Source organism: Mycobacterium sp. pW045 (assembly GCF_041287085.1).
GTDB lineage: Bacteria > Actinomycetota > Actinomycetes > Mycobacteriales > Mycobacteriaceae > Mycobacterium > Mycobacterium algericum_A.
On the sequence record NZ_JBGGKU010000001.1, the window covers coordinates 102662 to 123974 of the forward strand.

A 21313-nucleotide genomic window follows, 5' to 3' on the forward strand; every position below is an offset into this window, starting at 1 on the left:
GCGCGGGAACGACACGCGGACAGGCGCATCCGGTTTCCCGGTCGCTGCGCCGGCGCGCCGGAACCGCCGGCTCATTCCAACCACACCAGCGAGGCGAGTCGGCCGGTGCGGCCGTCGCGCCGGTGACTGAACAGCTTCGGGTCGGCCGCCGTGCAGCGCGGATCGGCGTCGATGGCCTCGACACCCAATTCCCTTAGTTGCCGGGCGATCCCGGCCCGCAGGTCCAGGCCGGGGGTGCCGGCCGAGGTGCGGGTGCGACTACCGGGCAGTGTCGCCTCGACCTCGTCGGCCATCGCCGCCGGCACCTCGTAGTGCGACCCGCTGATCGCCGGGCCGAGCAGCACCGAGATGTCAGCGAGCTGCGCCCCCGCCGCGAGCATTCCCTCCAGCGCACGGGCGACGATGCCGCGCTGCGCGCCGACCCGGCCGGCGTGTACCGCCGCCACCACGCCGGCGCGTGCATCCGCCATCAGCACCGGTACGCAATCGGCGGTCACCACGACCATGGCGAGCCGGGGCACGGCGGTGATCAGTGCGTCGGTCGCGTCGACCGCGGTGTCGCGCGGTTCATCGACGACCACCACCTGATCGCCGTGCACCTGGTTCATCCACACCAGGCGGTCGGGACCGAGTCCGGTGGCCCTGGCCAGCCGCGCGCGGTTGGTCGCCACGGCCGCTGGATCATCGCCGACATGATCGCCGAGGTTGAAGCTGTCGAACGGAGCCGCCGAGACGCCACCGGACCGGGTCGTCGTCACCCGCCGGACGCGGAACGTCACCGACTCAGAGCCGAACGCTAGTGGCGCATGAACGGCGGGACGTCGACGTCGTCGTCGTCAGTGCCGTCATCGCCGTTGCGCCCGCCGACGCTGACCGTCGCACCGTTGGCCGGGGCGGGCACACTGACGGCGTCGACCGGGTCGAACAGCGACGACGTGACCTTGCCGGCCTGCCCGGGGGCCACGGCGTGCCGTGCTTGGCCCGTTGCTCCGCTCACCGGTTTGCGGCCCGCAGCGGCCGAGTCGAAGCCCGCCGCGATCACTGTCACCCGGACCTCGTCGCCGAGCGAATCGTCGATCACGGTGCCGAAGATGATGTTGGCCTCGGGGTGTGCGGCGTCCTGCACCAGCGATGCCGCCTCGTTGATCTCGAACAACCCCAGGTCGCTGCCGCCGGCGACCGACATCAGCACACCCTGGGCGCCCTCCATCGAGGCCTCCAGCAGTGGCGAGTTGATCGCGATCTCAGCGGCCTTGAGCGCCCGGCCGTCGCCGCGAGCCGACCCGATTCCCATCAGCGCGGTGCCCGCGCCGCTCATGATGCCCTTGACGTCGGCGAAGTCGACGTTGATCAGCCCCGGCGTGGTGATCAGGTCGGTGATGCCCTGGACGCCGTTGAGCAGCACCTCGTCGGCGCTGCGGAAGGCGTCCATCAGCGACACCTGCGCGTCGCCCATCTGCAGCAGCCGGTCGTTGGGGATCACGATCAGGGTGTCGCAGCTCTCCCGCAGCGTGGCGATGCCCAATTCCGCCTGGTTGCCGCGCCGCTTGCCCTCGAAGGAGAACGGCCGGGTGACCACGCCGACGGTCAGCGCGCCGAGCTTGCGGGCGATGGTGGCCACCACCGGTGCGCCACCAGTGCCGGTGCCGCCGCCCTCCCCGGCGGTGACAAACACCATGTCGGCGCCGCGCAGCAGCTCCTCGATCTCGTCCTTGGCGTCTTCGGCGGCCCGACGTCCCACCTCGGGGTCGGCGCCGGCACCGAGGCCGCGGGTGGACTCACGGCCGACGTCGAGCTTGACGTCGGCGTCGCTCATCAGCAATGCCTGTGCGTCGGTGTTGATCGCGATGAACTCGACGCCCTTGAGGCCCTGTTCGATCATCCGATTGACGGCGTTGACTCCGCCACCACCGATACCCACGACTTTGATGACGGCCAGATAGTTGTGCGGTGGGGTCATCGTTCGTCTTCCTCCCTGGTGGGATTGGATTCCTCTCTGGGGCCTGTCTGCAGAACTCCCCGTACTACCTTCCGGCAAACCCTCAACCTCAACCACAGGCTTAGAGTTATGTCAAGTTGTTCCGCGTAACCGCCACAGTAGGGCCGCCCCGCCCGTCCTCGGCTCCGACGCGCCGAGGCACACCGGGCGAATTTTCCCGGCAACGTCGCAGCCGTTCCGCCCCACCCTCGCCGAGGCCGAATAGCGCGTCGGGTTCGTCGCGTGTCAGGTAGCAGGATTCCGGCTCGGCGGACAGTACCGACTGCGCTAGCGGACGGTCGGCAGATCCGGACTCGACACGTCGTAGGTGTGACCGGGCTGGGTGAGCAACGCCGCCAACTTCTGGGCCTTCTCCGCGGTGCGATCGGTGCTGCCCCAGACCACCACCCGGCCGTCGGCCAACGTCAGGGTGATGGAAGCGACCGACGGGGCGGCCACCCGGCTGACCTGGCCGGCGACCTCGGGGGCCAGCGCGGTCATCACCTGCAGCGCGGCCCGGCTGGCCGGGTCCGTCGGGCCGGGGTTCTCGACGTCGAAGACCGGCAGCGGCCCCGGCGGCGGCGCCGTCGCGAAGTCGACGCCGTCCCGGTCGAACAGATGCGGGCCGTCCGGAAAATCCTTGAACACCACCGCGACCCGCTCCACCACCGTGATCGACAACACCGAGGGGTACTGCCGCTGCACCCGGGTACTGGCGACCCGGCGGATCGCGGCAACCCGCTCGGCGACGCTGCCGGTGTCGATTTGCAGCAGTGGGGTGCCGAGCCGCACCTTGGCCACGTCGATGACCTCCTCGCGAGGCACCGCCGCGATCCCGGTGACCTCAATGTCGCGCACCGACATCACCGGCGTGAAATACAGGATGAGCCCGAGCCCGACCACCAGCACCACCGCAAGGAAGGTGGCCAGCACCATCTTCAAGCCCCGGATGGCACCCCGCGGAACACCCTTCTGCGGCTCGGCGGAGCCGGCCCGTAGTCGCCGCTTGGCGTCCCGGCGGGCTTGTTCGATCGCCTCGGCGCGCGCCTGTGCCGCACGCCGCTCGGCGCGCTCCCGCCGTGCCCGCCGCCGCGGGCCCTCGGCCTCGGCAGGCTCCTCGGACTCCGCGCCGGCTGCGGCGTCACCGGTGGCCTGGCCGGCGTCGGTGTCCTGGCCGAGTCCGGTGTCCTGGCCGAGTCCGGTGTTCTCGACGTCCTCGGTTTCTTCGATGTCCCGGGCGGCACCGTCGCCCACCGGGTCTTCCGGTGTCACGTCGGGTTCGTCGGGTGGCGTACTCACAGCACGCCCGGGCGGCCGGGAAGGGTCCGGTCGGTCCGCGCCCGCAGCGCGGTCACGATCTCCGGGCCCAGCACGGTCACATCGCCGGCGCCCATGGTGACGATCACGTCACCGGGCCCGGCTGCCGCGGCGACCGCCTGCGGCACCGCGGCGAAGTCCGGCAGGTAGTGCACCGGAACGCTCACATGCTCGGCGACACTGGCCCCGCTCACGCCCGGCAATGGCTGCTCACGCGCACCGTAGACGTCAAGCACGAACACCTCATCGGCGCCGTTCAGTGAACGGCCGAACTCCGCGGCGAAAGCCTTTGTCCGCGAGTACAAATGCGGCTGAAACACCACCAAACTGCGGCCGCTGCCACGCTCGGCGAGCAGTGCACGGACCGCGGTCAGCGTCGCGGCAATCTCGGTGGGATGGTGTGCGTAGTCGTCGAAGACCCGCACCGACCCCGACGAGCCCGCCGAGCCCACCAATTCGAACCTGCGCCGTACCCCGTCGAAGCCTGCCAGCCCGTCGAGCACGGCATGCAGCGGCGCGCCGACCTCGACCGCAGCCAGCAACGCACCCAGCGCGTTGAGCGCCATGTGCCGACCCGGCACCGCCAGGCGCATCGCCTCCCGGTACGCGGATCCGGCCAGCGCGATCTCGGCGACCGCGCCGGTACCCTGCTGTTCCCAGCTCAACAGCGAGCCGGCCAGCTCCTGCTGTCCGGGCCGGTCAGTGCCGTAGCGCAGAACCCGGATGCCCTGTGCCGCAGTGCGATCGGCCAGCTCGGCGGCACCGGGGTCATCGACGCACACCACCGCCGCGCCGCCCGGCGTGATGCGCTCCATGAACGAGTCGAAGACCCGGGTGTAGGCCTCGGCACTGCCGAAGAAGTCCAGGTGGTCGGCTTCGACGTTGGTCACCACCGCGACGTTCGGGGTGTACTCCAGCAGCGAGCCGTCGCTCTCGTCGGCCTCGGCGACGAAGAACGGTCCGCTGCCGTGATGGGCGTTGGTGCCGGCCTCGGCACCGGCCGAACCCAATTCGCCACCGACCGCGAACGACGGATCCAGCCCGCAGTGCTGCAGCGCGACCACCAGCATCGACGTGGTGGTGGTCTTGCCGTGCGTCCCGGTGACCATCAAGGTGGTGCGCCCGGCCATCAGCATGGCGAGCACCGCCGGCCGCAACACCACCGGAATGCCGCGGCGGCGGGCCTCGACGAGTTCGGGGTTGGTCTTGGGGATCGCCGCGTGGGTGGTCACCACCGTGGTGACACCGCCCGGCAACAGATCCAGCGCCGAGGCGTCGTGGCCGATCCGCACCTGCGCGCCCCGGGCCCGCAGCGCGTGGATCCCGCGCGACTCCTTGGCGTCGGATCCCGACACCAGGCCACCGCGGTCCAGCAGGATGCGGGCGATACCGGACATGCCCGCTCCCCCGATGCCGACCATGTGCACCCGGCTCAGCTCCGGCGGCAGCTGATCAGTGCTCATTTACGGCTCCGAGACCGCCGGCCGGCCACTGCAATGTCCAACGCCGCCTGCGCCACCCGCTGCGCCGCTTCCGGGTGCCCCGCCAGCCGGGCGGCGCTGGTCATCGCGGCCAGCCGCGCCCGGTCGGTGAGCAGCCCGGCGACGGTGCCGGCCACGAAGTCGGGGGTCAGCGCGGCGTCGTCGACCAGCTCGCCGCCGCCGGCGTCGACGACCGGCAGCGCGTTGAGCCGCTGCTCACCGTTGCCGATCGGCAACGGCACGTACACCGCCGGCAATCCGACCGCCGACACCTCGGCGACCGTCATCGCCCCGGACCGGCAGATCGCCAGATCGGCGGCCGCATATGCCAGGTCCATCCGGTCCAGATAAGGCACCGCGACGTACGGTGGATCGCCCTCGGCGGGCTGCGGCAGTTCCAGCGTGTTCTTCGGGCCGTGCGCGTGCAGTACCGAAACCCCGGCCGCAGCAAGGTGTTTGGCCGCTCCAGCGACGGCCTGGTTGATCGACTGTGCGCCTTGCGACCCGCCGAACACCAGCAGCACCCGTGCGTCGTCGGCGAAGCCGAAGTGAGCGCGGGCCGTTGCCCGCAGCGCCGCCCGGTCCAGCGTGGTGATCGCGGCGCGGACTGGCACCCCGACCACCTCCGGGCGCGACAGGCCGCAATCGCCGACGGCGGAGAGCACCCGCGCGGCGCCGCGGGCGCCGACCCGGTTGGCCAGTCCGGCGCGCGCGTTGGCCTCGTGGATCACCACCGGAATCCGCCGGCGGCCGATACCGCGCGCGGCCAGATACGCCGGCAGCGCCACGTAGCCGCCGAACCCGATCACCACGTCGGCCTGCACGGCGCGCAGCACCGCCCGGGTCTCGCGAACGGCCCGCACCACCCGGGGCGGCAGCCGAACCAGATCAGCGTTGAGTTTGCGCGGCAACGGCACCGGGGTGATCAACTGCAGGTCGTAGCCGCGAGCGGGCACCAGCCGGGTCTCCAGGCCGCGTGCCGTGCCCAGGGCGGTGATGCGGACGCCCGCGTCCAGCGCGCGCAGTGCGTCGGCGACGGCCATTGCGGGCTCGACGTGGCCTGCGGTACCGCCGCCGGCCAGGACAACCGATATCGCGCGGTCCGGCTTGCTGACCGAGTCGTTCACTCCCCTAATGCTGACCTTCCAGTGCGCGTGCGCGCCCGACTGTCGGACGCCGCTTGGCCGACGCCGCTTGTCCGGAACCGGCCCGGCGACCTCGGCCGGCTCCATTTTGCCCTGCCCGGCCCGTGCCGCGGCTCGCCGCCCGCTTCGTCGGCTGCCCGGCTGCGCGTTGCCGCCCGGCAGACCGGGACGGTGCCCGACCGGTGCGGCGCTGCCCCCCGGCGGATGGCGGCCGGGACCGCAGCCGGTCGCGCAGTGCCTCGATCCGGGTCGGTGCATACGGCTCCGGCAGCGGCAACCGCAGCATCCGGTTCATCCGGTCGTCGGCGCCGGCGCGCAGCGCAGCCACCGCCTCCGGTTCGTGACGGGCCGCGTTGGCCATGATGCCGATCATGAACAGCGTTGTCGCCGTGGAAGTTCCACCGGCCGATATCAGCGGTAGCTGGATCCCGGTGACGGGCAGCAGCCCGATCACGTAGCCGACGTTGATGAAGGACTGGCCGATCACCCACATCGTGGTGGTGGCCGTCAGCAGCCGCAGGAACGGGTCAGCGGAGCGTTTGGCGATGCGCATGCCGGTGTAGGCGAACAGGCCGAACAGCGCCAGCAACCCGAACCCGCCGATGAAGCCGAGTTCCTCGCCGATGATGGCGAAGATGAAGTCGTTGTGCGCGTTGGGCAGGTAGTTCCACTTCGCGGTGCCCTGGCCCAGGCCGTCGCCGAAGATGCCGCCGTTGGCCAATGCGAACTTCGCCTGCCGCGCCTGGTACCCGGCGTTCATCGGGTCGGCATCGGGGTCCAGCCAGGACCGCACCCGGTCGGAACGGTAACCCTCCGAGACGGCCAGGATGCCGGCCGACACGACCACCGCCGCCAGCGAGCTGGTGAACACCCGCAGCGGCAGGCCGGCGTACCACAGCAGCGCCAGCAGGATGATGCCCAGCGAGACCGTCTGCCCCAGGTCCGGTTGGGCGACGATCAGCGCCAAAGCGACCACCGCGGCCGGCACCAGCGGAATCAGCATCTCGCGCAGCGTCGCGCGCTCCATCCGCCGGGCCGCCAGCAGGTGGGCGCCCCAGATGGCGAACGCGATCTTGGCCAGCTCGGAGGGCTGCATGGAGAACCCGGCGACGACGAACCAGCCCCGGGAGCCGTTGGACAGCGTTCCGATACCGGGGATCAGCACCAGCACCAGCAACACGATGGTGAACGCGAATCCCAGAAACGCCATGCGGCGCATGAACCGCACCGGCATCCGCAACGCCACGTAGCAACCGATCAGCCCGATCACCGTCCAGAGCACCTGCTTGCCGAAGATCCGCCAGGCCGAGCCGTCGACACCGTAGGACTCCACCCCCGACGCGGACAGCACCATGATCAGACCGAGCGTGGTCAGCAGCGCGGCAATGGCGACGATGAGGTGAAACGACGTCATGGGCCGGCCCAGCCAGGCGCCGAACCGGGTGCGCGGCTCGGTGTTGGCGGGCTTCGGCGGCGTCGTCTCGTCCTCGGCGGCCGCGGCCCCGGCGTCGCGCCGCAGCCGGGCCAGAATCCCGATCACACCGCCCCTGTCGCGGCGCGCGCGGCGGCCGCGAAGGCATCGCCCCGGGCGCCGTAACCGGCGAACTGGTCGAAGGACGCCCCCGCCGGGGCCAACAGCACCGTGTCGCCGGGCCTTGCCAGGTCACGGGCGGCGGCGACGACAGCGGTCATCACCCGCGAGCCCAGCGACTCCTCGGACCCATCGGCTACTCGCGTCACATGAGTAACGGGAGACACAGCAGCCTCACCCATAACTTGCATATCAGCATCCTGACGCGTCTCAACGACGACGACGGGGACATCCGGTGCGTGTCGTGATAACGCCTTGGCAACCTCGCCACGATCGCGGCCGATCAGCACGGCCCCGGCCAGGTGATCGGCGATGCGGGCGACGGTCGCCTCGACCGAGGCGCCCTTGAGCAGACCACCGGCCACCCAGACCACCCGCGGGTAGGCCAACACCGAGGCCTCGGCGGCGTGCGGGTTGGTGGCCTTGGAGTCGTCAACGTAGCTGATGCCGTCGGCGACGACCACCAATTCGGCGCGGTGCCGGCCGACCTGAAACGCTGCCAACGCGGCCGCGATCGCCTCCGGCGGCACCGCCACGCTGCGGGCCAGCGCCGCCGCGGCCAGCGCATCCAGCATGCCGACCGGCCCGGGCACCGAAATCGAGGCCACCGGCGCCAGCGCCACGGCCTCTGCCCCGGCGAACGCGCGGTCGACCAGCATGCCGTCGATGACGCCGAGCTCGCCGGCCGCCGGCTCCCCGAGCCGAAAACCGGCCTTCACTGCCGCGGGCGACCCGCCCAGCAGCGCCGCGGCGCGGGCGTCGTCGAGGCCGACCACCGCCACTCGGCCGGCCAGCGCCCGCGCCTTGTCGGCGGTGTAGGCGGCCATGCTGCCGTGCCAGTCCAGGTGGTCTTCGGCGATGTTGAGCACCGCCCCGGCCTCCGGCCGCAGCGACGGTGCCCAGTGCAGCTGGAAGCTGGACAGCTCCACGGCCAGCAGGTCGGATTCATGCGGCGGTCCCAGCTTCCGCTCTCCTCCGTCGAGCCTCGCTGAACCGTCGGCAGGCTCGCCGAGTACATCGAGCACCGGGCTGCCGATGTTGCCGCACAATGCGGCGCGCCGGCCCGCGGCGGTCAGCATGGCGTGCAGCATCGAGGTCGTGGTGGTCTTGCCGTTGGTGCCGGTCACCACCAGCCAGCGCCGCGGCGGACCGTAACGACCGGCCGCATCGAGGCGCCAGGCCAATTCCACGTCCCCCCAGATCGGCACCCCCGCAGCGGCCGCCGCGGCCAGCACCGGCGTGTTCGGCGCAAACCCGGGGCTGGTGACCACCAGGGTGTAGTCGGCGATCTGGGACCCGGCCTGGGCCGGGCTGCATGTGGTGACTCCGGTGTAGGCGCGCAACGCTGCCGGGTCGTCGTCGCAGAGTGTCAGGTCCAGGCCCAGCGGCGCCAGTGCCTTCAGCACCGCCCGGCCGGTCACCCCGGCGCCGGCGACCAGCACCCGCGCCCCGGCGGACAACTCGCTGCGCATGTCAGCCGCCGACGGCGGTGAACCACTCGCCGTAGAACATCGAGACACCCAACCCGCAGGCGATCGCCGTCAGCAGCCAGAACCGGATGATCACGGTGGTCTCGGCCCAGCCGGCCAGCTCGAAATGGTGATGGAACGGCGCCATCCGGAACACTCGGCGGCCGGTGGTGCGGAACGCCAGGATCTGCACGACGACCGAGGTGATCTCGGCGACGAAGAGCCCGCCGAGCACCACCGCGAGGATCTCGGTGCGGGTGGTGACTGACATGCCGGCGATCACCCCGCCCAGCGCCAGCGACCCGGTGTCGCCCATGAAGATCTTCGCCGGCGCGGCGTTCCACCACAGGAATCCGATGCAGGCGCCTGCGGTGGCGGCGGCGATCAGCGCCAGGTCCAGCGGGTCGCGCACGTTGTAACAGCCCAGTCCGGGCGCGGTGGCGCAGGCGTTGCGATGCTGCATCACGGTGATCAGCACGTAGGCTGCGCTGACCATCGCCATGGATCCGGCGGCCAGACCGTCCAGGCCGTCGGTGAAGTTGACCGCGTTGGACCAGGCGCTGACGATCAGGATGACGAACAACACGAAAACCGCCGGTGGCAGTGTGACGGTGGCGATCTCGCGCACGTAGGACAGCTGCTGGGAGCCCGGGGTCAACCCGGAGCTGTTGCGGAAGTTGAGCACCAGCAGGCCGAACAGGGTCGCCGCGGTGACCTGCCCGACGGTCTTGGCGGTCTTGTTCAGGCCGAGATTGCGTGACCGGCGGATCTTGATCAGGTCGTCGATGAAGCCGACGCCGCCCAGCGCGGTCGCCAGTCCCAATACCAGTAGCCCGGAGGCCGTCGGTCCGGTGCCGTAGAAGACCAGGCCGGCCAGTTGAGCCGTCAGGTAGCCCGCCCAGATCCCGGCCACGATGGCCACGCCACCCATCGACGGCGTGCCCCGTTTGCGCTGATGGCTGGCCGGGCCGTCCTCGCGGATCTCCTGACCGAAGCCCTGCTTGGTGAACACCCGGATCAGCACCGGGGTCAGCAGGATCGCGACCAACAGCGCGACACCGGCCGCGACGAGGATCATGATCATCAGCGATCTCCCGGGTCGTCGCCGACCAGCGCGTCGGCCAGGGCCGTCAGTCCGGCGGCGTTGGACGCCTTGACCAGCACCACGTCACCCGGCCGCAATTCGGCGCGCAGCAGGGCCAGGGCGGCATCGACGTCTGGAACCGCAGTGGCCTCGGCGCCCCAGGATCCCTCCATGACCGCGCCGTGGTGCATCGCCCCCATTGCTCTCCCTACGCCGACGACAATGAGACGAGACACATCTAAGCGCACCGCGAGCCGGCCGATGCGGTCATGCTCAGATATCGCGTCCTCGCCCAGCTCAGCCATCTCGCCGAGCACCGCCCAGCTGCGTCTCGGGGTGGCGGGTGGGAGCGATCCCGGGGCGGCGGATTGGCGGGCGATAACCGCCAGCGCCTGCAGTGCCGCCCGCATGGAGTCCGGGTTGGCGTTGTAGGCGTCGTCGATCACCGTCACCCCGTCGCTGCGGGTAGTTACCTGCATCCGGTGCCGGGAGACGGGGCCGGCCGCCGCCAGCGCGGCCGCCACCTGTTGGCCGGTGGCGCCACATTCCAGCGCCACCGCGGCGGCGCACAGGGCGTTGGAGACCTGATGATCGCCGTGGACCGCGAGGGCGATGTCGACAGCGGTGTCCCCGGTGTGCAGCGTGAAGCGCGGGCGGGCCAACTCGTCGAGGACCACGGCATCGGCCCACACGTCGGCCGGGGCCGCCCTGCTGACCCGGACGACCCGCGCCGCCGTCTTGTCGGCCATCGTGGCCACCGCGGAATCGTCGACGTTGAGGATCACCACGCCGGACTCCGGAACGGCTTGCACGAGTTCGGCTTTGGTCTCCGCGATCGCCTCGCGGGAACCGAACTCGCCCAGGTGCGCGCTGCCGACGTTGAGCACCACCGCCAGCTGCGGCGGGGCGATGGCGGCCAGTTCGGCGATGTTGCCGCGATGTCGCGCGGATAGCTCCAGCACCAGAAAGTCGGTGTGCTGGTCGGCCCGCAGCACCGTCCACGGGTGGCCCAGTTCGTTGTTGAACGATCCGGGCGGCGCCACCACCTGCCCGAGCGGCGCCAGCACCGTGGCGATCAGGTCCTTGGTGGAGGTTTTGCCCGACGAGCCGGTGACACCGATGATCCGCAGGCCCTCGGCGACCAGTCTGGCGGCCACCGCGGCGGCGAGTCTGGCCAGCGCGGCCAGCACCGTCGCCCCGGATCCGGCCGCGTCGTCGTGCTCGAGCGCACCGGACCTGCTGGCGGCCTTCGGGCCGGGGTCTACCACGATCGCCGGCACCCCGACCGGACGAGCGGCCAGCACCGCCACCGCGCCGGCGGCCACCGCCGACGCCGCGTGGTCGTGGCCGTTGGCACGCGCGCCGGGCAAAGCCAGGAACAACGAGCCCGCGGTGATGCGGCGAGAGTCGAACTCCACGGTCCCACTGACCACGGTGCGCGCGGCCTGCTCCGGTGAGATGTCGGCGAGCCGGCCACCCACGATCTCAGCGATCTCCGCGACGGTCAGCGCGATCATCGGTGCTGCTCGCGCGCTTCCAGCGCCTGGGCCAGCTCGATTCGGTCGTCGAAGGGCTGGGTACGTCCCCCGGCGGTCTGCCCGGTTTCGTGGCCCTTGCCGGCGACGAGCACCACATCGCCGGGCCGCGCCCAGCGCACCGCGTGCTCGATCGCCGCCCGGCGATCACCGATCTCGACCACCGCCGCGCTGCCGTCGGCCGCACCGGCCAAAATCGCGCGCCGGATGGCGGCGGGGTCCTCGCCCCGCGGGTTGTCGTCGGTGATGACCACCAGGTCCGCGGCCGCTGCGGCGATCCGCCCCATCGGCGCGCGCTTGCCGTGGTCGCGGTCGCCGCCGGCGCCGAACACCACAGCCAGCCGCCCGGCCGTTTCGCGCAGATCCTGGCGCAGCGTCTGCACGACCGCGGCCAGCGCCCCCGGCTTGTGTGCGTAGTCGACCAGCGCCAGGAAGTCCTGGCCGCGATCGATCGGCTCCATCCGGCCGGGCACCCGGGCGTCGCGCAGGCCCGGCGCCGCCTGCTCCGGCGACACCCCGACTACGTCGAGAATCGCCAGCGCCACCAGACAATTGGCGACGTTGTAGTCCCCGGGCAGCCCGATTCCGACCCGATGGTGCACACCGGCGGGGTCCACCGCCACGAACTCCCGGCCACCTGGGCCCGCAGCCGTGCTGACGCCTTCCACACCCCAGCCCGCGGGCCGGCCGGTAACGCTGACGGTGACCGGTGCGCTCGCGCGCGCCGCCATCGCCTCGCCGGCCTCGTCGTCGACACAGACCACCGTCCGGGCGGCGTGCAGCGGTGAGGCCGGATCGAAAAGCCGCGCCTTGGCCTCGAAGTAGTCCGCCATGCTCGGGTGGAAGTCCAGGTGATCACGGGACAGGTTGGTGAACGCGCCCACCGCAAAGCGGGTACCGTCGGCGCGGCCCAACGCCAGGGCGTGGCTGGACACCTCCATCACCACGGTGTCGACCCCGCGCTGCGCCATCACTGCCAGCAGCGCCTGCAGCGCCGGCGCCTCGGGCGTGGTCAGCGCGCTGGGCAGATCGACCCCGTCGATTCGGACCCCGACGGTGCCGACCAGCCCGGTGGTCCGGCCGGCGGCCCGCAACCCGGCCTCTACCAGGTAGGCGGTGGTGGTCTTACCCGACGTCCCGGTGACACCGATGACCGTGAGCCGCTCACAGGGATGCCGGTAGACGGTGGCCGCCAGTTCGCCCAGCACCGCGCGAGGAGCCGGATGCACCAGCACCGGTATCCCGGGCGCCGCTGCGCCGCTGGTGATCTCGGCAGCCCCGTCCCCGTCGGAGAGCACCGCGACCGCACCGCGCGCCACCGCGTCGGCGACGAACCGCGACCCGCGCGTCGTCGCGCCGGGCAGCGCCGCGAACAGGTCCCCCGGCTGCGCATCCTGGGCGCGCAGCGTCAGCCCGGTGATCGGCAGCTCCGGCACCACACCGCCGGTCGCGGAGACCGCCCCGACGCGGTCGGCCAGGACGCGCAGCGGCGTACCCGTCCCGACCTCAGGGCGCATTGCGGCAGACACCGCGATCACCTCCATCCGCTGCGGCCAGGTCACCAGAACCGGACCTGAGACTACCCAGGCGGGCACCCACAGCGGAGTGGCCGATCGCCATTTCGCAGCCCGGAGCGGGGATGACCGCTACATCGCCTGCAGCACGAGCGGCGGTCCCGGGTCCGGCGACAGCGGGACATTGTGCCGCTGCAACAGCCAGCCGGCGATGTCGTGGAACAGCGGCGCGGCCGACGTGCCCGGCGATCCGTCGGCGGCCCGATGGGGGTTGTCCATCATCATCGCGATGACGTAGCGCGGATTGTCCGCCGGCGCGATCCCGGCGAAGGTGATCCAGTAGACGTCGTCGTAATAGCAGCCGCAGCCGGGATTGATCTGCTGGGCGGTGCCGGTCTTTCCGGCGATCTGGTAGCCGTCGACGGCGGCCTGCCATCCGGTCCCCTGCTGAACACCGGTCGGGTCGCGCTGGGTCACCGAGCGCAACATGTTGCGGACGGTCTGCGCGGTCTGCTCCGAGACGACCCGCACCCCGTCCGGGCGGGGTTCCTCGGTGCGGGCGCCGTCGGGGGCGATGGTGGCCTTGATGATTCGCGGCGGGATCCGCAATCCGTCGTTGGCGATGGCCTGATACATCCCGGCCATCTGCAGCAGTGTCATCGAAAGGCCCTGGCCGATCGGAAGGTTGGCGAACGAACTGCCCGACCACTGGTCGACCGGCGGAACCAGCCCGGCGCTCTCGCCGGGAAGCGCGACACCGGTGCGCTGCCCCAGACCGAATTTCTCCAGCATCTCGAACCAACGCTCCGGTCCCACCCGCTGCGCCAGCATCAGGGTGCCGACGTTGGAGGACTTCCCGAAGATCCCGGTCGTGGTGTAGGGCGCCACCCCGTGCTCCCAGGCGTCGCCGACGGTGACATCGGCGATGTTGATCGAGCCCGGAACCTGTAGCACCTCATCGGGGTTGCTCAGCCCGTGCTCGATGACCGAGGCGGCGGTGATGATCTTGTTCACCGAGCCGGGCTCGAACGGTGACGACACCGCCGGGTTGCCCAGCTGCCGGTCCTCCTGTCGCCCGATGTCCTGGGACGGGTCGAAGGTGTTGTCGCCGGCCATCGCCAGTACCTCGCCGCTCGTGGCGTCGAGCACCACCGCGGTGACGTTGCGGGCGCCGGAGACGTTCTTGGCCTGCTGAACCTGCTGCTGGACATAGAACTGGATGTCGTCGTCGAGGGTCAGCTGGATCGTCGACCCGTTGACGGCCTTGTGTCGGTTGCGGTAGCTGCCCGGGATGACCACCCCGTCGGAGCCGCGGTCGTAGGTGATCGAGCCGTCGGTGCCGGCCAGCACGGCGTCCATCGAGTCTTCCAGCCCGAGCAGGCCGTGGCCGTCCCAGTCGATGCCGCCGATGATGTTGGCGGCCAACGATCCGCCCGGGTATTGCCGCAGATCCTGGCGCTCGCTGCCGACCTCCGGGTATTTGTCGGTGATCACCTCGGCCAGCGCCGGATCGACGGCACGGGCCAGATAGACAAAGGTCTCGTTGCTGCGCAGTTTCTTCAGCAGCGTCGCCGCATCCGGCTTGTTCCCGAGCCGGCCGGCGATGTCCGTGGCGATCTCCTGCAAGCGCCGGTGCGGTTCGGGGGCGGCCGGATCCTTTTTCCGGGCCTCCGCGAGTTGCTTGCCGACCTTGATCGGCTGGAAGGTCAGTGCCCGGGCTTCGATGGTGAACGCCAACTTGTCGCCGGTGCGGTCGATGATGTCGCCGCGCATGGCCTGCTGGACGTCGGTGACCTTGAGTTGCCCGGCGGCCTCGGCCCGCAATCCCGACGCCCGCGGCACCTGCAGATAAAACAACTGGGCCGCGGACAGCGCCAGCACCAGGAAGATGACGGCGTTGCCGGTGCGGTGCCGGAAGACGAACGATGCGCTGCGCAGCCCCAGGTCGGTGGCCGGCCGAGTACGACGGTCACGCGCCGAATGCCCGGTCTGCTGGGTAACTTTGGCCGTTTTGGCCGACTTGGGCTGCTTGGTGGGCTTGGCGGGTCGGCCGGCCCTGCGCCTGCCCGCCTTGATCGAGCCGTCGGCGCGCCGCGTCGGTCCGGTGCCTCGAGCCGGCCTTCTCATCGCGGGGCTCCCGGAAGCACCGGTGGCAGGACGGGCTGCTGCGGCAACTCCGGTTGCGGCGGCAAGGCGACCGGCGGCGCAACCGCGGCCTGCGGCGGCAAGGCGGCCTGCGGCGGCAAGGCGGCCTGCGGCGGCAAGGCGGCCTGCGGCGGAAGCACGGCCGCGGGGGGCAGCGCGACATCCGGCGGCAGTGCGACGGGCGGGATCTCGAGCGCGGGACCCGGCGGCGGCCCGGACAGCGGCGCACCGGGCAGGCCGGGCATTCCCGGCAGCCCCGGGATGATCAGCGGCGCACCGGGAACGGCGGGCGCCGGCGCGACCGGGGTGGGCAGATGCCGGCTGTCCAGCTTCGGCCCGGCGGGCGGCACCCGCACCGGAACCTCGGCCGGCGGGGTCGCCGGTTTCTCGTCGGGCAGCTTGGTGTTCAGGGGTGGCGGCGGCACACCCTCGGCCGGTTTCGGTTGGCCGACGACCACCCAGTTGCCGGCCGGGTCCTGGACCAGATGGGCGGTGTCGCGGGTCGGGATCATGCCCAGTTCGCGAGCCGCCTCGGCCAGCGCCGGCGCCGACTCGGCGGTGAGCACGTCACGCTCGAGCGCCTCCTTCTGCTGCAGCAGCACCCGGTTGCGCTCCCGGATGTTGCCCAGCTGATAGGAGCGCTCGGCGGCATCGGTCGACAGCCACAGCGTGATGCCCAGCCCGACACCGAGCGAACCGATGATCAACACCACGAACGGGACTTTGGCCGCCAAGGTGCGCGGCCGCAGGTCGATCGATGCCAGCCGCGTGATCAGGCGTTCCCGCAGCGGTACGCGCACTACTTTGGGAGCCTTGGCCTTTCGCGCCTTTGCACGCGCCTTGGCCTGCTTGGTGTTCTTCGGCGGCACCGGCCGGGCATCGGTGCGTGAGAGCACCGCGTTCTGCGGCCCTGACCGCGGCCGCGATTCACGCCCCGGGGCGGGCGAGGTCCCGTGTTGCCGACGAGCGCGCCGTGACTGCGGCGCCTCACTCGAACGCCGCGGCCCGGTGCGGGTGGCACCCTCGGGGCCGCGGCGGCGATCGCCCTGCCTGGCCGCAGGTTTGCGGTTGGTCGCCATCAATCCCCCCTCGCTGTCGAAGCCGGCCCGGCCGCAACGCGCTGCACGGCCCGCAACCGGACCGATCCCGCTCTCGGGTTGCGCGCGACCTCATCCGGTTGGGCACGCTCGGCGCCCCGCGTCAACGCCGTGAATCTCGGTCTGTCACCGGGCAATTCGACCGGCAGATCGACCGGCGTGCGCGACGTGGTCACCGCGGCGAACAGCTGCTTGACGATCCGATCCTCCAGTGACTGATAGGACATCACCGCGATGCGCCCGCCCACCGCCAACGCGTCCAGGGCGGCCGGGAGGGCGCTGCGCAGCGACTCCAGTTCGCCGTTGACCGCGATGCGCAGTGCCTGGAACGTCCGCTTGGCCGGATGCCCCCCGGTGCGTCGGGCGGGCGCCGGAATCGCCTCGTAGAGCAGCGCTGTCAGCTCCCCTGTCGAGGTGAACGGTGTCTGCGACCGTCGGCGGACGATATGGGCGGCGATGCGCGACGCGAAGCGCTCCTCGCCGAAACGGCGCAGGATGTCGGTCAGCGCGGCCGCGTCGTAGGTGTTGACGATCTCCGCGGCCGTCAGCTCGGCCTCGGGGTCCATCCGCATGTCCAGCGGGGCGTCCTGGGCGTAGGAGAAGCCCCGCTCCGCCCGGTCGAGCTGCATCGACGAGACGCCGAGATCGAACAGCACCCCGTCGACCGAACTTGTTGGGGCCAAACCCACTTCGGTCAGCGCTGCGCCGATCGCGTCGTAGCGGGTCCGGACCGTGCGCAGCCGATCGGCGAACCGGTCCAATCGGGTGCCGGCGATCTCAAGCGCGGTGGTGTCCCGGTCGAGGCCGATGACCCGCAGGCCGGGGAACTGGCTCAGGAACCGTTCGGTATGGCCGCCGGCCCCGAGGGTGGCGTCGACGAGAATGGCGCCACGGCCGTCGGGTGATTCCCGGGTCAGCGCCGGGGCCAGCAGTTCCACGCAACGCTCCAGCAGTACCGGCACATGCCCGAATTCGCCCTGCTCGGCCACCGCCACACCTCCCCTCCGATGTTGGCCTCGCCATGCCGGCGCTCGTCCGGGGATCGCCCCTGCCTCGAGGTCCCTGCCCGACGGCGCGAACCTGACGTTGGGGAAGTACGTCAGGGTCGGTTCGGACAGAGGCCACGAGGCACGGGCGCGCGCCTCAGATGATGTCGCTGAGGGCTTCATCGCTGGCCGCGGAGAAGTTCTCTTCATGGGTCTGCTGGTAGTCGCTCCACGCCTGCGCGTCCCAGATCTCGAGGTAGTCGACCGATCCGATGACCACGCAGTCCTTGGAGAGGTTGGCGTAGCGGCGGTGGTCGGGGGACAAGGTGATCCGGCCCTGCCCGTCGGGATGCTGTTCGTCGGTGGCGGCGGCCAGGTTGCGCAGGAATGCCCGCGCTTCGGGATTGCTGCGCGACGCCTTGGCCGCGCGGCGGGCGAGTTGCTCGAACTCGGCCCGCGGGTACACGGCCAGGCTGTAGTCCTGGCTCTTGGTGACCATCAAACCTCCTGCCAGCGCGTCGCGAAACTTCGCGGGCAGTGTCAGCCGCCCCTTGTCGTCGAGCTTGGGCGTATAGGTGCCGAGGAACACCGGCCACCTCCCGCCACGTCGACAACGTTAGCCCACAATACCCCACAATCCCCCACTCCGCACCATTTATTGGGCCGACTTCGCCCCCTTTCCCCACTGAACCGAGAGTTGATCGGCTCTACCGCGACAAAATCAGCAAGCCGGGGCAGGAAACCACCAGGTCACGCCGGCAGAATCCAGGTGGGGCAAAGTGGGGAACCGGGCGGTGCCGGCCGCGCCCGAGCGCCGGCGTACGCACCCGAAAAAGGGGCAGCCGATCGGCTGCCCCTGTCACATCAAACGTGCCGCGCTACGGCTCGAAACGACGGCGGAACCGGTCCTCCATGCGACTGGCGAACGTACCGCTGCCGCCCTTGACCCGGCGCTGCTGGCTCCCGCCCGTCTTGGTGACGCCGTCGCCGACCACGGTCGTGTGGTTTCCGGTGATGGCGAACACCACGCCGCCGAACATCACCACGAAACCGACCACGCTCAAGATCAGGAAGCCGGGGTTGACGGTCGAATAGAACGGAATACCGGAGACCAGCATCACCAACCCGGTCAGGAACATTGCCATGCCCTGCACCCGCCGCCGCGTGGTCGGAGTGCGCAGGGCACCACCCCGGACGCTGGACGCGAACTTGGGGTCCTCCGCGTAGAGGGCGCTCTCGATCTCGTCGAGCATGCGCTGTTCATGATCGGAGAGTGGCATCGTCCCTCCTTGCCGACGGCCGGTCACATCACTACCCGCGACTGGCTACGGACTGTGCGGGCAACTAACACTGATAATACGAGGTCGGCCTGTGGTGTACCACAGGCTTCGTCAGCCGATTGTAGCCGCGGTCCGGCGATGCCGATCCGTAACCGCCCGACGTCCGGGAACCGGAGCTCCGATAATGGGTGCGCGTGCCCAAACCATCGACCGGGAGAGGAACCGTTGGCGACCTTGCTCATCGACCTGTCGCCGCGCGACATGGCGGAACGGCTCAGCGAGGCACTGCGGGTATACGTCACCGCGATGGGCTACCCGCCCGGCACCGAGAACCAACGAGCCTCGATGTGGCTGGATCACACCCGCCGCCGTGGCTGGCGGGCGGTGGCCGCCCTGCACGACGGGGCTACCGGGGGCGGCGCCGAACTGCTGGGAATCGCTTATGGCTACTGCGGAGCCCCCGACCAGTGGTGGCAGCAGCAGGTGGTGGCGGGTCTGCACCGCCGCGGCATCCCCCGCACCGACATCCAGCGGCTGACGACCAGCTACTTCGAGCTGACCGAGTTGCACGTGCTGCCGCGTTCACAGGGCAGCGGCTTGGGCGAGGCGCTGGCGCGGCGGCTGCTGACCGGACGGGCCGAGGCCAACGTGCTGCTCTCCACCCCGGAGATCAGCGGCGAAGGCAACCGCGCCTGGCGGCTCTACCGCAGGCTGGGCTTCACCGACGTCATCCGCGGGCACCACTTCGCCGGCGATCCGCGGCCGTTCGCCATCCTGGGCCGAGCGCTGCCGCTGGAGCAGCCACCCGCCGCGTCGTCGGCCCACCGGCCCGCCGGTCTGGCACGATGACGTCCGTGCATGTTCGGCGCTCGCTACCGACTTTCGGGCGGTTCACCGCATACCGTCGACTGCTGGCACTGGTAGGGCTGGTGCTGATGACGGCGCCCATGATGGTGGGGTGTGTGCGCGTCAAAGCCACCATCACCGTCTCCCCCAACGACCAGGTCTCCGGACAGATCATCGCGGCGGCCAAACCCCGCAGCGACAACGACACCGGACCCAAGCTCAGCGCCGACGTGCCGTTCGCGCAGAAGATCGCGATCACCAGCTACAACCGCGACGGCTACGTCGGCTCGCAGGCGGTGTTCTCCGACCTGACCTTCGCCGAACTGCCGCAGCTGGCCGAGATGAACCGCGATGCGGCCGGGGTGAACCTGGCGCTGCGCCGCGCCGGGAACCTGGTGATCCTGGAGGGCCGGGTGGACCTCACCTCGCTGAGCGACCCGACGGCCGACGTCGAGTTGAGCGTGGCGTTCCCCGGTGAGGTGACCTCGACCAACGGCGAGCGACTCGGCGACGACACGGTGCAGTGGCGACTCAAGCCGGGCGTGGTCAGCACCATGAGCGCACAGGCTCATTACACCGACCCCAGCACCCGATCGTTCGCCCGTGCCGCCATGTGGCTGGTGTTGTCGACGTTCGCCGTGGCCGCAGCGGTGGCGCTGATCGCCTGGGCCGGCCGCGACCGCTCACCGCGCTTCAGCGCCCCGCACGACGACGCGGCCTGAGCGCCGAGCCGGCTCAGCGAGCCGCCGGCGACCAGTAGTCGAGCATCTGGGCGAAGGTGGTGAACGCGGCGGCGGACACCCCGTAAGTCGCCTCGAGGTGGATGCTCAAGGGAAAGCCCAGGTCGGCGACACCGTCGATGACCCGCTTGTACAGGTCGAGCATCAGCTTGCGGCGCTGCTCGGGCTCGCTGTCGGCGAGGGTCCTGACGAAGGCCTGCTCGGCCGCGACCGCCGCGTTGCCGGGATCCTGGATCAGCCAGTTGATCAGGCCGACCCGGTTCTCAAACGTCGGCACGAAGCCGAAGGACAGCAAGATCTCCGGGCGCGCGTCGCTGTGCTGGGCGAACTCGGTCAAGAACGACACGATCGCATCGGAGTACAGCAGCTGGGTCAGCCCGAACGTGGCACCCCGATCGCACTTGAAATCGAACCGGCCGATCTCGTCGGCGCGGGTCGGGATCAGGATGACGCCGCGGTTGGCAACATCGGCGCGAAAAGTCGCCAGCGCGTCGGTGGGCGGCACCCCGGAGCCCTCACCGTCGGCCATGGTGCGCGGCACTCCGACGAACACGACGCCCTCGATACCGGCCCCGGTCAGATCGTCGAGCCGCCCACGCAGCGCGGCTTCGTCGGAGAACGCGGTCACCTGGGTGCACAGCCCGGCCATGCCCGGCAACTGCGGGCCGATGGTCTTCCAGAAGTCCAGCACGTCGAGCTTGGGCTTCATCTCCACGGGCCGGTCGTCGTCCTCGGCGATCATCGCGGGCATCAGGATGTGCCGGATGCGGCCCTCGATACCGGACTCGGCCGCAAACCGCCGGACCTTGTCGGCATCCTCGCAGGCCTTCTCGTGGGCCTGCTCCGGCCCACGATCCAAGTTCGGCGGGACAAGCTCGAGTGCGACGGTGTTCAAGGTCACGGGTTGCTCCTGATCGAAGGCGGTTGCCATGGGGCGGGTCCGCGGGCCGGCTTCGCCGGCTCGCTTCGCCAGAAGCAGCAGCGGCATTGCGGCCGACACGGACGCAATGCCCCGAGCCTATCGAAGCGACCGGTGCCGGCGGGCAATCGGTGTGACCCACCGCGACGTCGCCGCCGGTCTGAGGCTCCCCCCGGGCGTGGTGGC

At 70.7% G+C, this 21313-nt stretch carries 18 protein-coding genes; 2 read left to right on the top strand and 16 right to left on the bottom strand.

What is annotated here, in order from left to right; genetic code table 11:
• Nucleotides 1-71: 71 nt before the first annotated feature.
• The 15 genes from pgeF to ACAG20_RS00560 form a co-directional block, all read right to left on the bottom strand.
• Nucleotides 72-779, bottom strand: coding sequence for a peptidoglycan editing factor PgeF (gene pgeF, locus ACAG20_RS00490; protein WP_112689319.1), 708 nt, complete (start codon nucleotides 777-779; stop codon nucleotides 72-74).
• Nucleotides 780-796: 17 nt separating this feature from the next.
• On the bottom strand, nucleotides 797-1960 hold the full coding sequence (gene ftsZ / locus ACAG20_RS00495) for a cell division protein FtsZ (RefSeq protein ID WP_112689321.1): 1164 nt from the start codon (nucleotides 1958-1960) through the stop codon (nucleotides 797-799).
• A 306-nt stretch (nucleotides 1961-2266) separates the two neighbouring features.
• Nucleotides 2267-3277 (bottom strand): cell division protein FtsQ/DivIB, encoded by a 1011-nt coding sequence (locus tag ACAG20_RS00500; RefSeq protein ID WP_370491121.1) that lies wholly within the window; start codon nucleotides 3275-3277, stop codon nucleotides 2267-2269.
• Entirely contained in the window at nucleotides 3274-4758 is a 1485-nt protein-coding gene (gene murC / locus ACAG20_RS00505; protein ID WP_112689594.1) for a UDP-N-acetylmuramate--L-alanine ligase, read from the bottom strand. Before murC ends, ACAG20_RS00500 begins: the two co-directional genes overlap by 4 nt.
• The gene (murG, locus tag ACAG20_RS00510) at nucleotides 4755-6008 is read right to left on the bottom strand and encodes an undecaprenyldiphospho-muramoylpentapeptide beta-N-acetylglucosaminyltransferase (RefSeq protein ID WP_370491122.1); all 1254 of its coding nucleotides are present in this window, start codon (nucleotides 6006-6008) and stop codon (nucleotides 4755-4757) included. The genes murC and murG overlap by 4 nt, the downstream gene beginning before the upstream one ends.
• Nucleotides 5908-7461, bottom strand: a complete 1554-nt coding sequence (ftsW, locus tag ACAG20_RS00515; protein ID WP_370491123.1) for a putative lipid II flippase FtsW — start codon at nucleotides 7459-7461, stop codon at nucleotides 5908-5910. The genes murG and ftsW overlap by 101 nt, the downstream gene beginning before the upstream one ends.
• Nucleotides 7458-8984 (bottom strand): UDP-N-acetylmuramoyl-L-alanine--D-glutamate ligase, encoded by a 1527-nt coding sequence (murD, locus tag ACAG20_RS00520; RefSeq protein ID WP_370491124.1) that lies wholly within the window; start codon nucleotides 8982-8984, stop codon nucleotides 7458-7460. Before murD ends, ftsW begins: the two co-directional genes overlap by 4 nt.
• Before the next feature lies 1 nt (nucleotide 8985).
• Nucleotides 8986-10065: a phospho-N-acetylmuramoyl-pentapeptide-transferase gene (gene mraY / locus ACAG20_RS00525; protein WP_112689391.1), complete on the bottom strand. Its 1080-nt coding sequence runs from the start codon at nucleotides 10063-10065 to the stop codon at nucleotides 8986-8988.
• Nucleotides 10065-11582 (bottom strand): UDP-N-acetylmuramoyl-tripeptide--D-alanyl-D-alanine ligase, encoded by a 1518-nt coding sequence (gene murF, locus ACAG20_RS00530; protein ID WP_370491125.1) that lies wholly within the window; start codon nucleotides 11580-11582, stop codon nucleotides 10065-10067. The genes mraY and murF overlap by 1 nt, the downstream gene beginning before the upstream one ends.
• Nucleotides 11579-13144 carry a UDP-N-acetylmuramoyl-L-alanyl-D-glutamate--2,6-diaminopimelate ligase gene (locus ACAG20_RS00535; protein ID WP_370491400.1) on the bottom strand — a complete coding sequence of 522 codons (1566 nt, stop codon included), beginning with the start codon at nucleotides 13142-13144 and terminating at the stop codon, nucleotides 11579-11581. The genes murF and ACAG20_RS00535 overlap by 4 nt, the downstream gene beginning before the upstream one ends.
• A gap of 102 nt (nucleotides 13145-13246) precedes the next feature.
• Nucleotides 13247-15241, bottom strand: a complete 1995-nt coding sequence (locus ACAG20_RS00540; protein ID WP_370491126.1) for a peptidoglycan D,D-transpeptidase FtsI family protein — start codon at nucleotides 15239-15241, stop codon at nucleotides 13247-13249.
• Nucleotides 15238-16338: a hypothetical protein gene (locus ACAG20_RS00545; protein WP_370491127.1), complete on the bottom strand. Its 1101-nt coding sequence runs from the start codon at nucleotides 16336-16338 to the stop codon at nucleotides 15238-15240. The genes ACAG20_RS00540 and ACAG20_RS00545 overlap by 4 nt, the downstream gene beginning before the upstream one ends.
• Complete coding sequence (rsmH, locus tag ACAG20_RS00550; protein ID WP_370491128.1) at nucleotides 16338-17525, bottom strand: 16S rRNA (cytosine(1402)-N(4))-methyltransferase RsmH; 1188 nt, start codon at nucleotides 17523-17525, stop codon at nucleotides 16338-16340. The genes ACAG20_RS00545 and rsmH overlap by 1 nt, the downstream gene beginning before the upstream one ends.
• On the bottom strand, nucleotides 17500-17931 hold the full coding sequence (gene mraZ / locus ACAG20_RS00555; RefSeq protein ID WP_013828670.1) for a division/cell wall cluster transcriptional repressor MraZ: 432 nt from the start codon (nucleotides 17929-17931) through the stop codon (nucleotides 17500-17502). The genes rsmH and mraZ overlap by 26 nt, the downstream gene beginning before the upstream one ends.
• 289 nt (nucleotides 17932-18220) lie before the next feature.
• On the bottom strand, nucleotides 18221-18622 hold the full coding sequence (locus tag ACAG20_RS00560) for a DUF3040 domain-containing protein (protein ID WP_112687905.1): 402 nt from the start codon (nucleotides 18620-18622) through the stop codon (nucleotides 18221-18223).
• Nucleotides 18623-18847: 225 nt separating this feature from the next.
• Between ACAG20_RS00560 and ACAG20_RS00565 the strand changes: the two genes are divergently transcribed.
• A complete protein-coding gene (locus ACAG20_RS00565; RefSeq protein WP_370491129.1) occupies nucleotides 18848-19471 on the top strand; it encodes a GNAT family N-acetyltransferase in 624 nt (207 codons plus the stop codon).
• Nucleotides 19468-20190, top strand: coding sequence for a DUF3153 domain-containing protein (locus ACAG20_RS00570; protein ID WP_370491130.1), 723 nt, complete (start codon nucleotides 19468-19470; stop codon nucleotides 20188-20190). The genes ACAG20_RS00565 and ACAG20_RS00570 overlap by 4 nt, the downstream gene beginning before the upstream one ends.
• Before the next feature lie 13 nt (nucleotides 20191-20203).
• Here ACAG20_RS00570 and ACAG20_RS00575 read toward each other — a convergent pair whose 3' ends face one another.
• Complete coding sequence (locus ACAG20_RS00575) at nucleotides 20204-21109, bottom strand: mycobacterial-type methylenetetrahydrofolate reductase (RefSeq protein WP_370491131.1); 906 nt, start codon at nucleotides 21107-21109, stop codon at nucleotides 20204-20206.
• Between the last annotated feature and the right edge of the window lie 204 nt (nucleotides 21110-21313).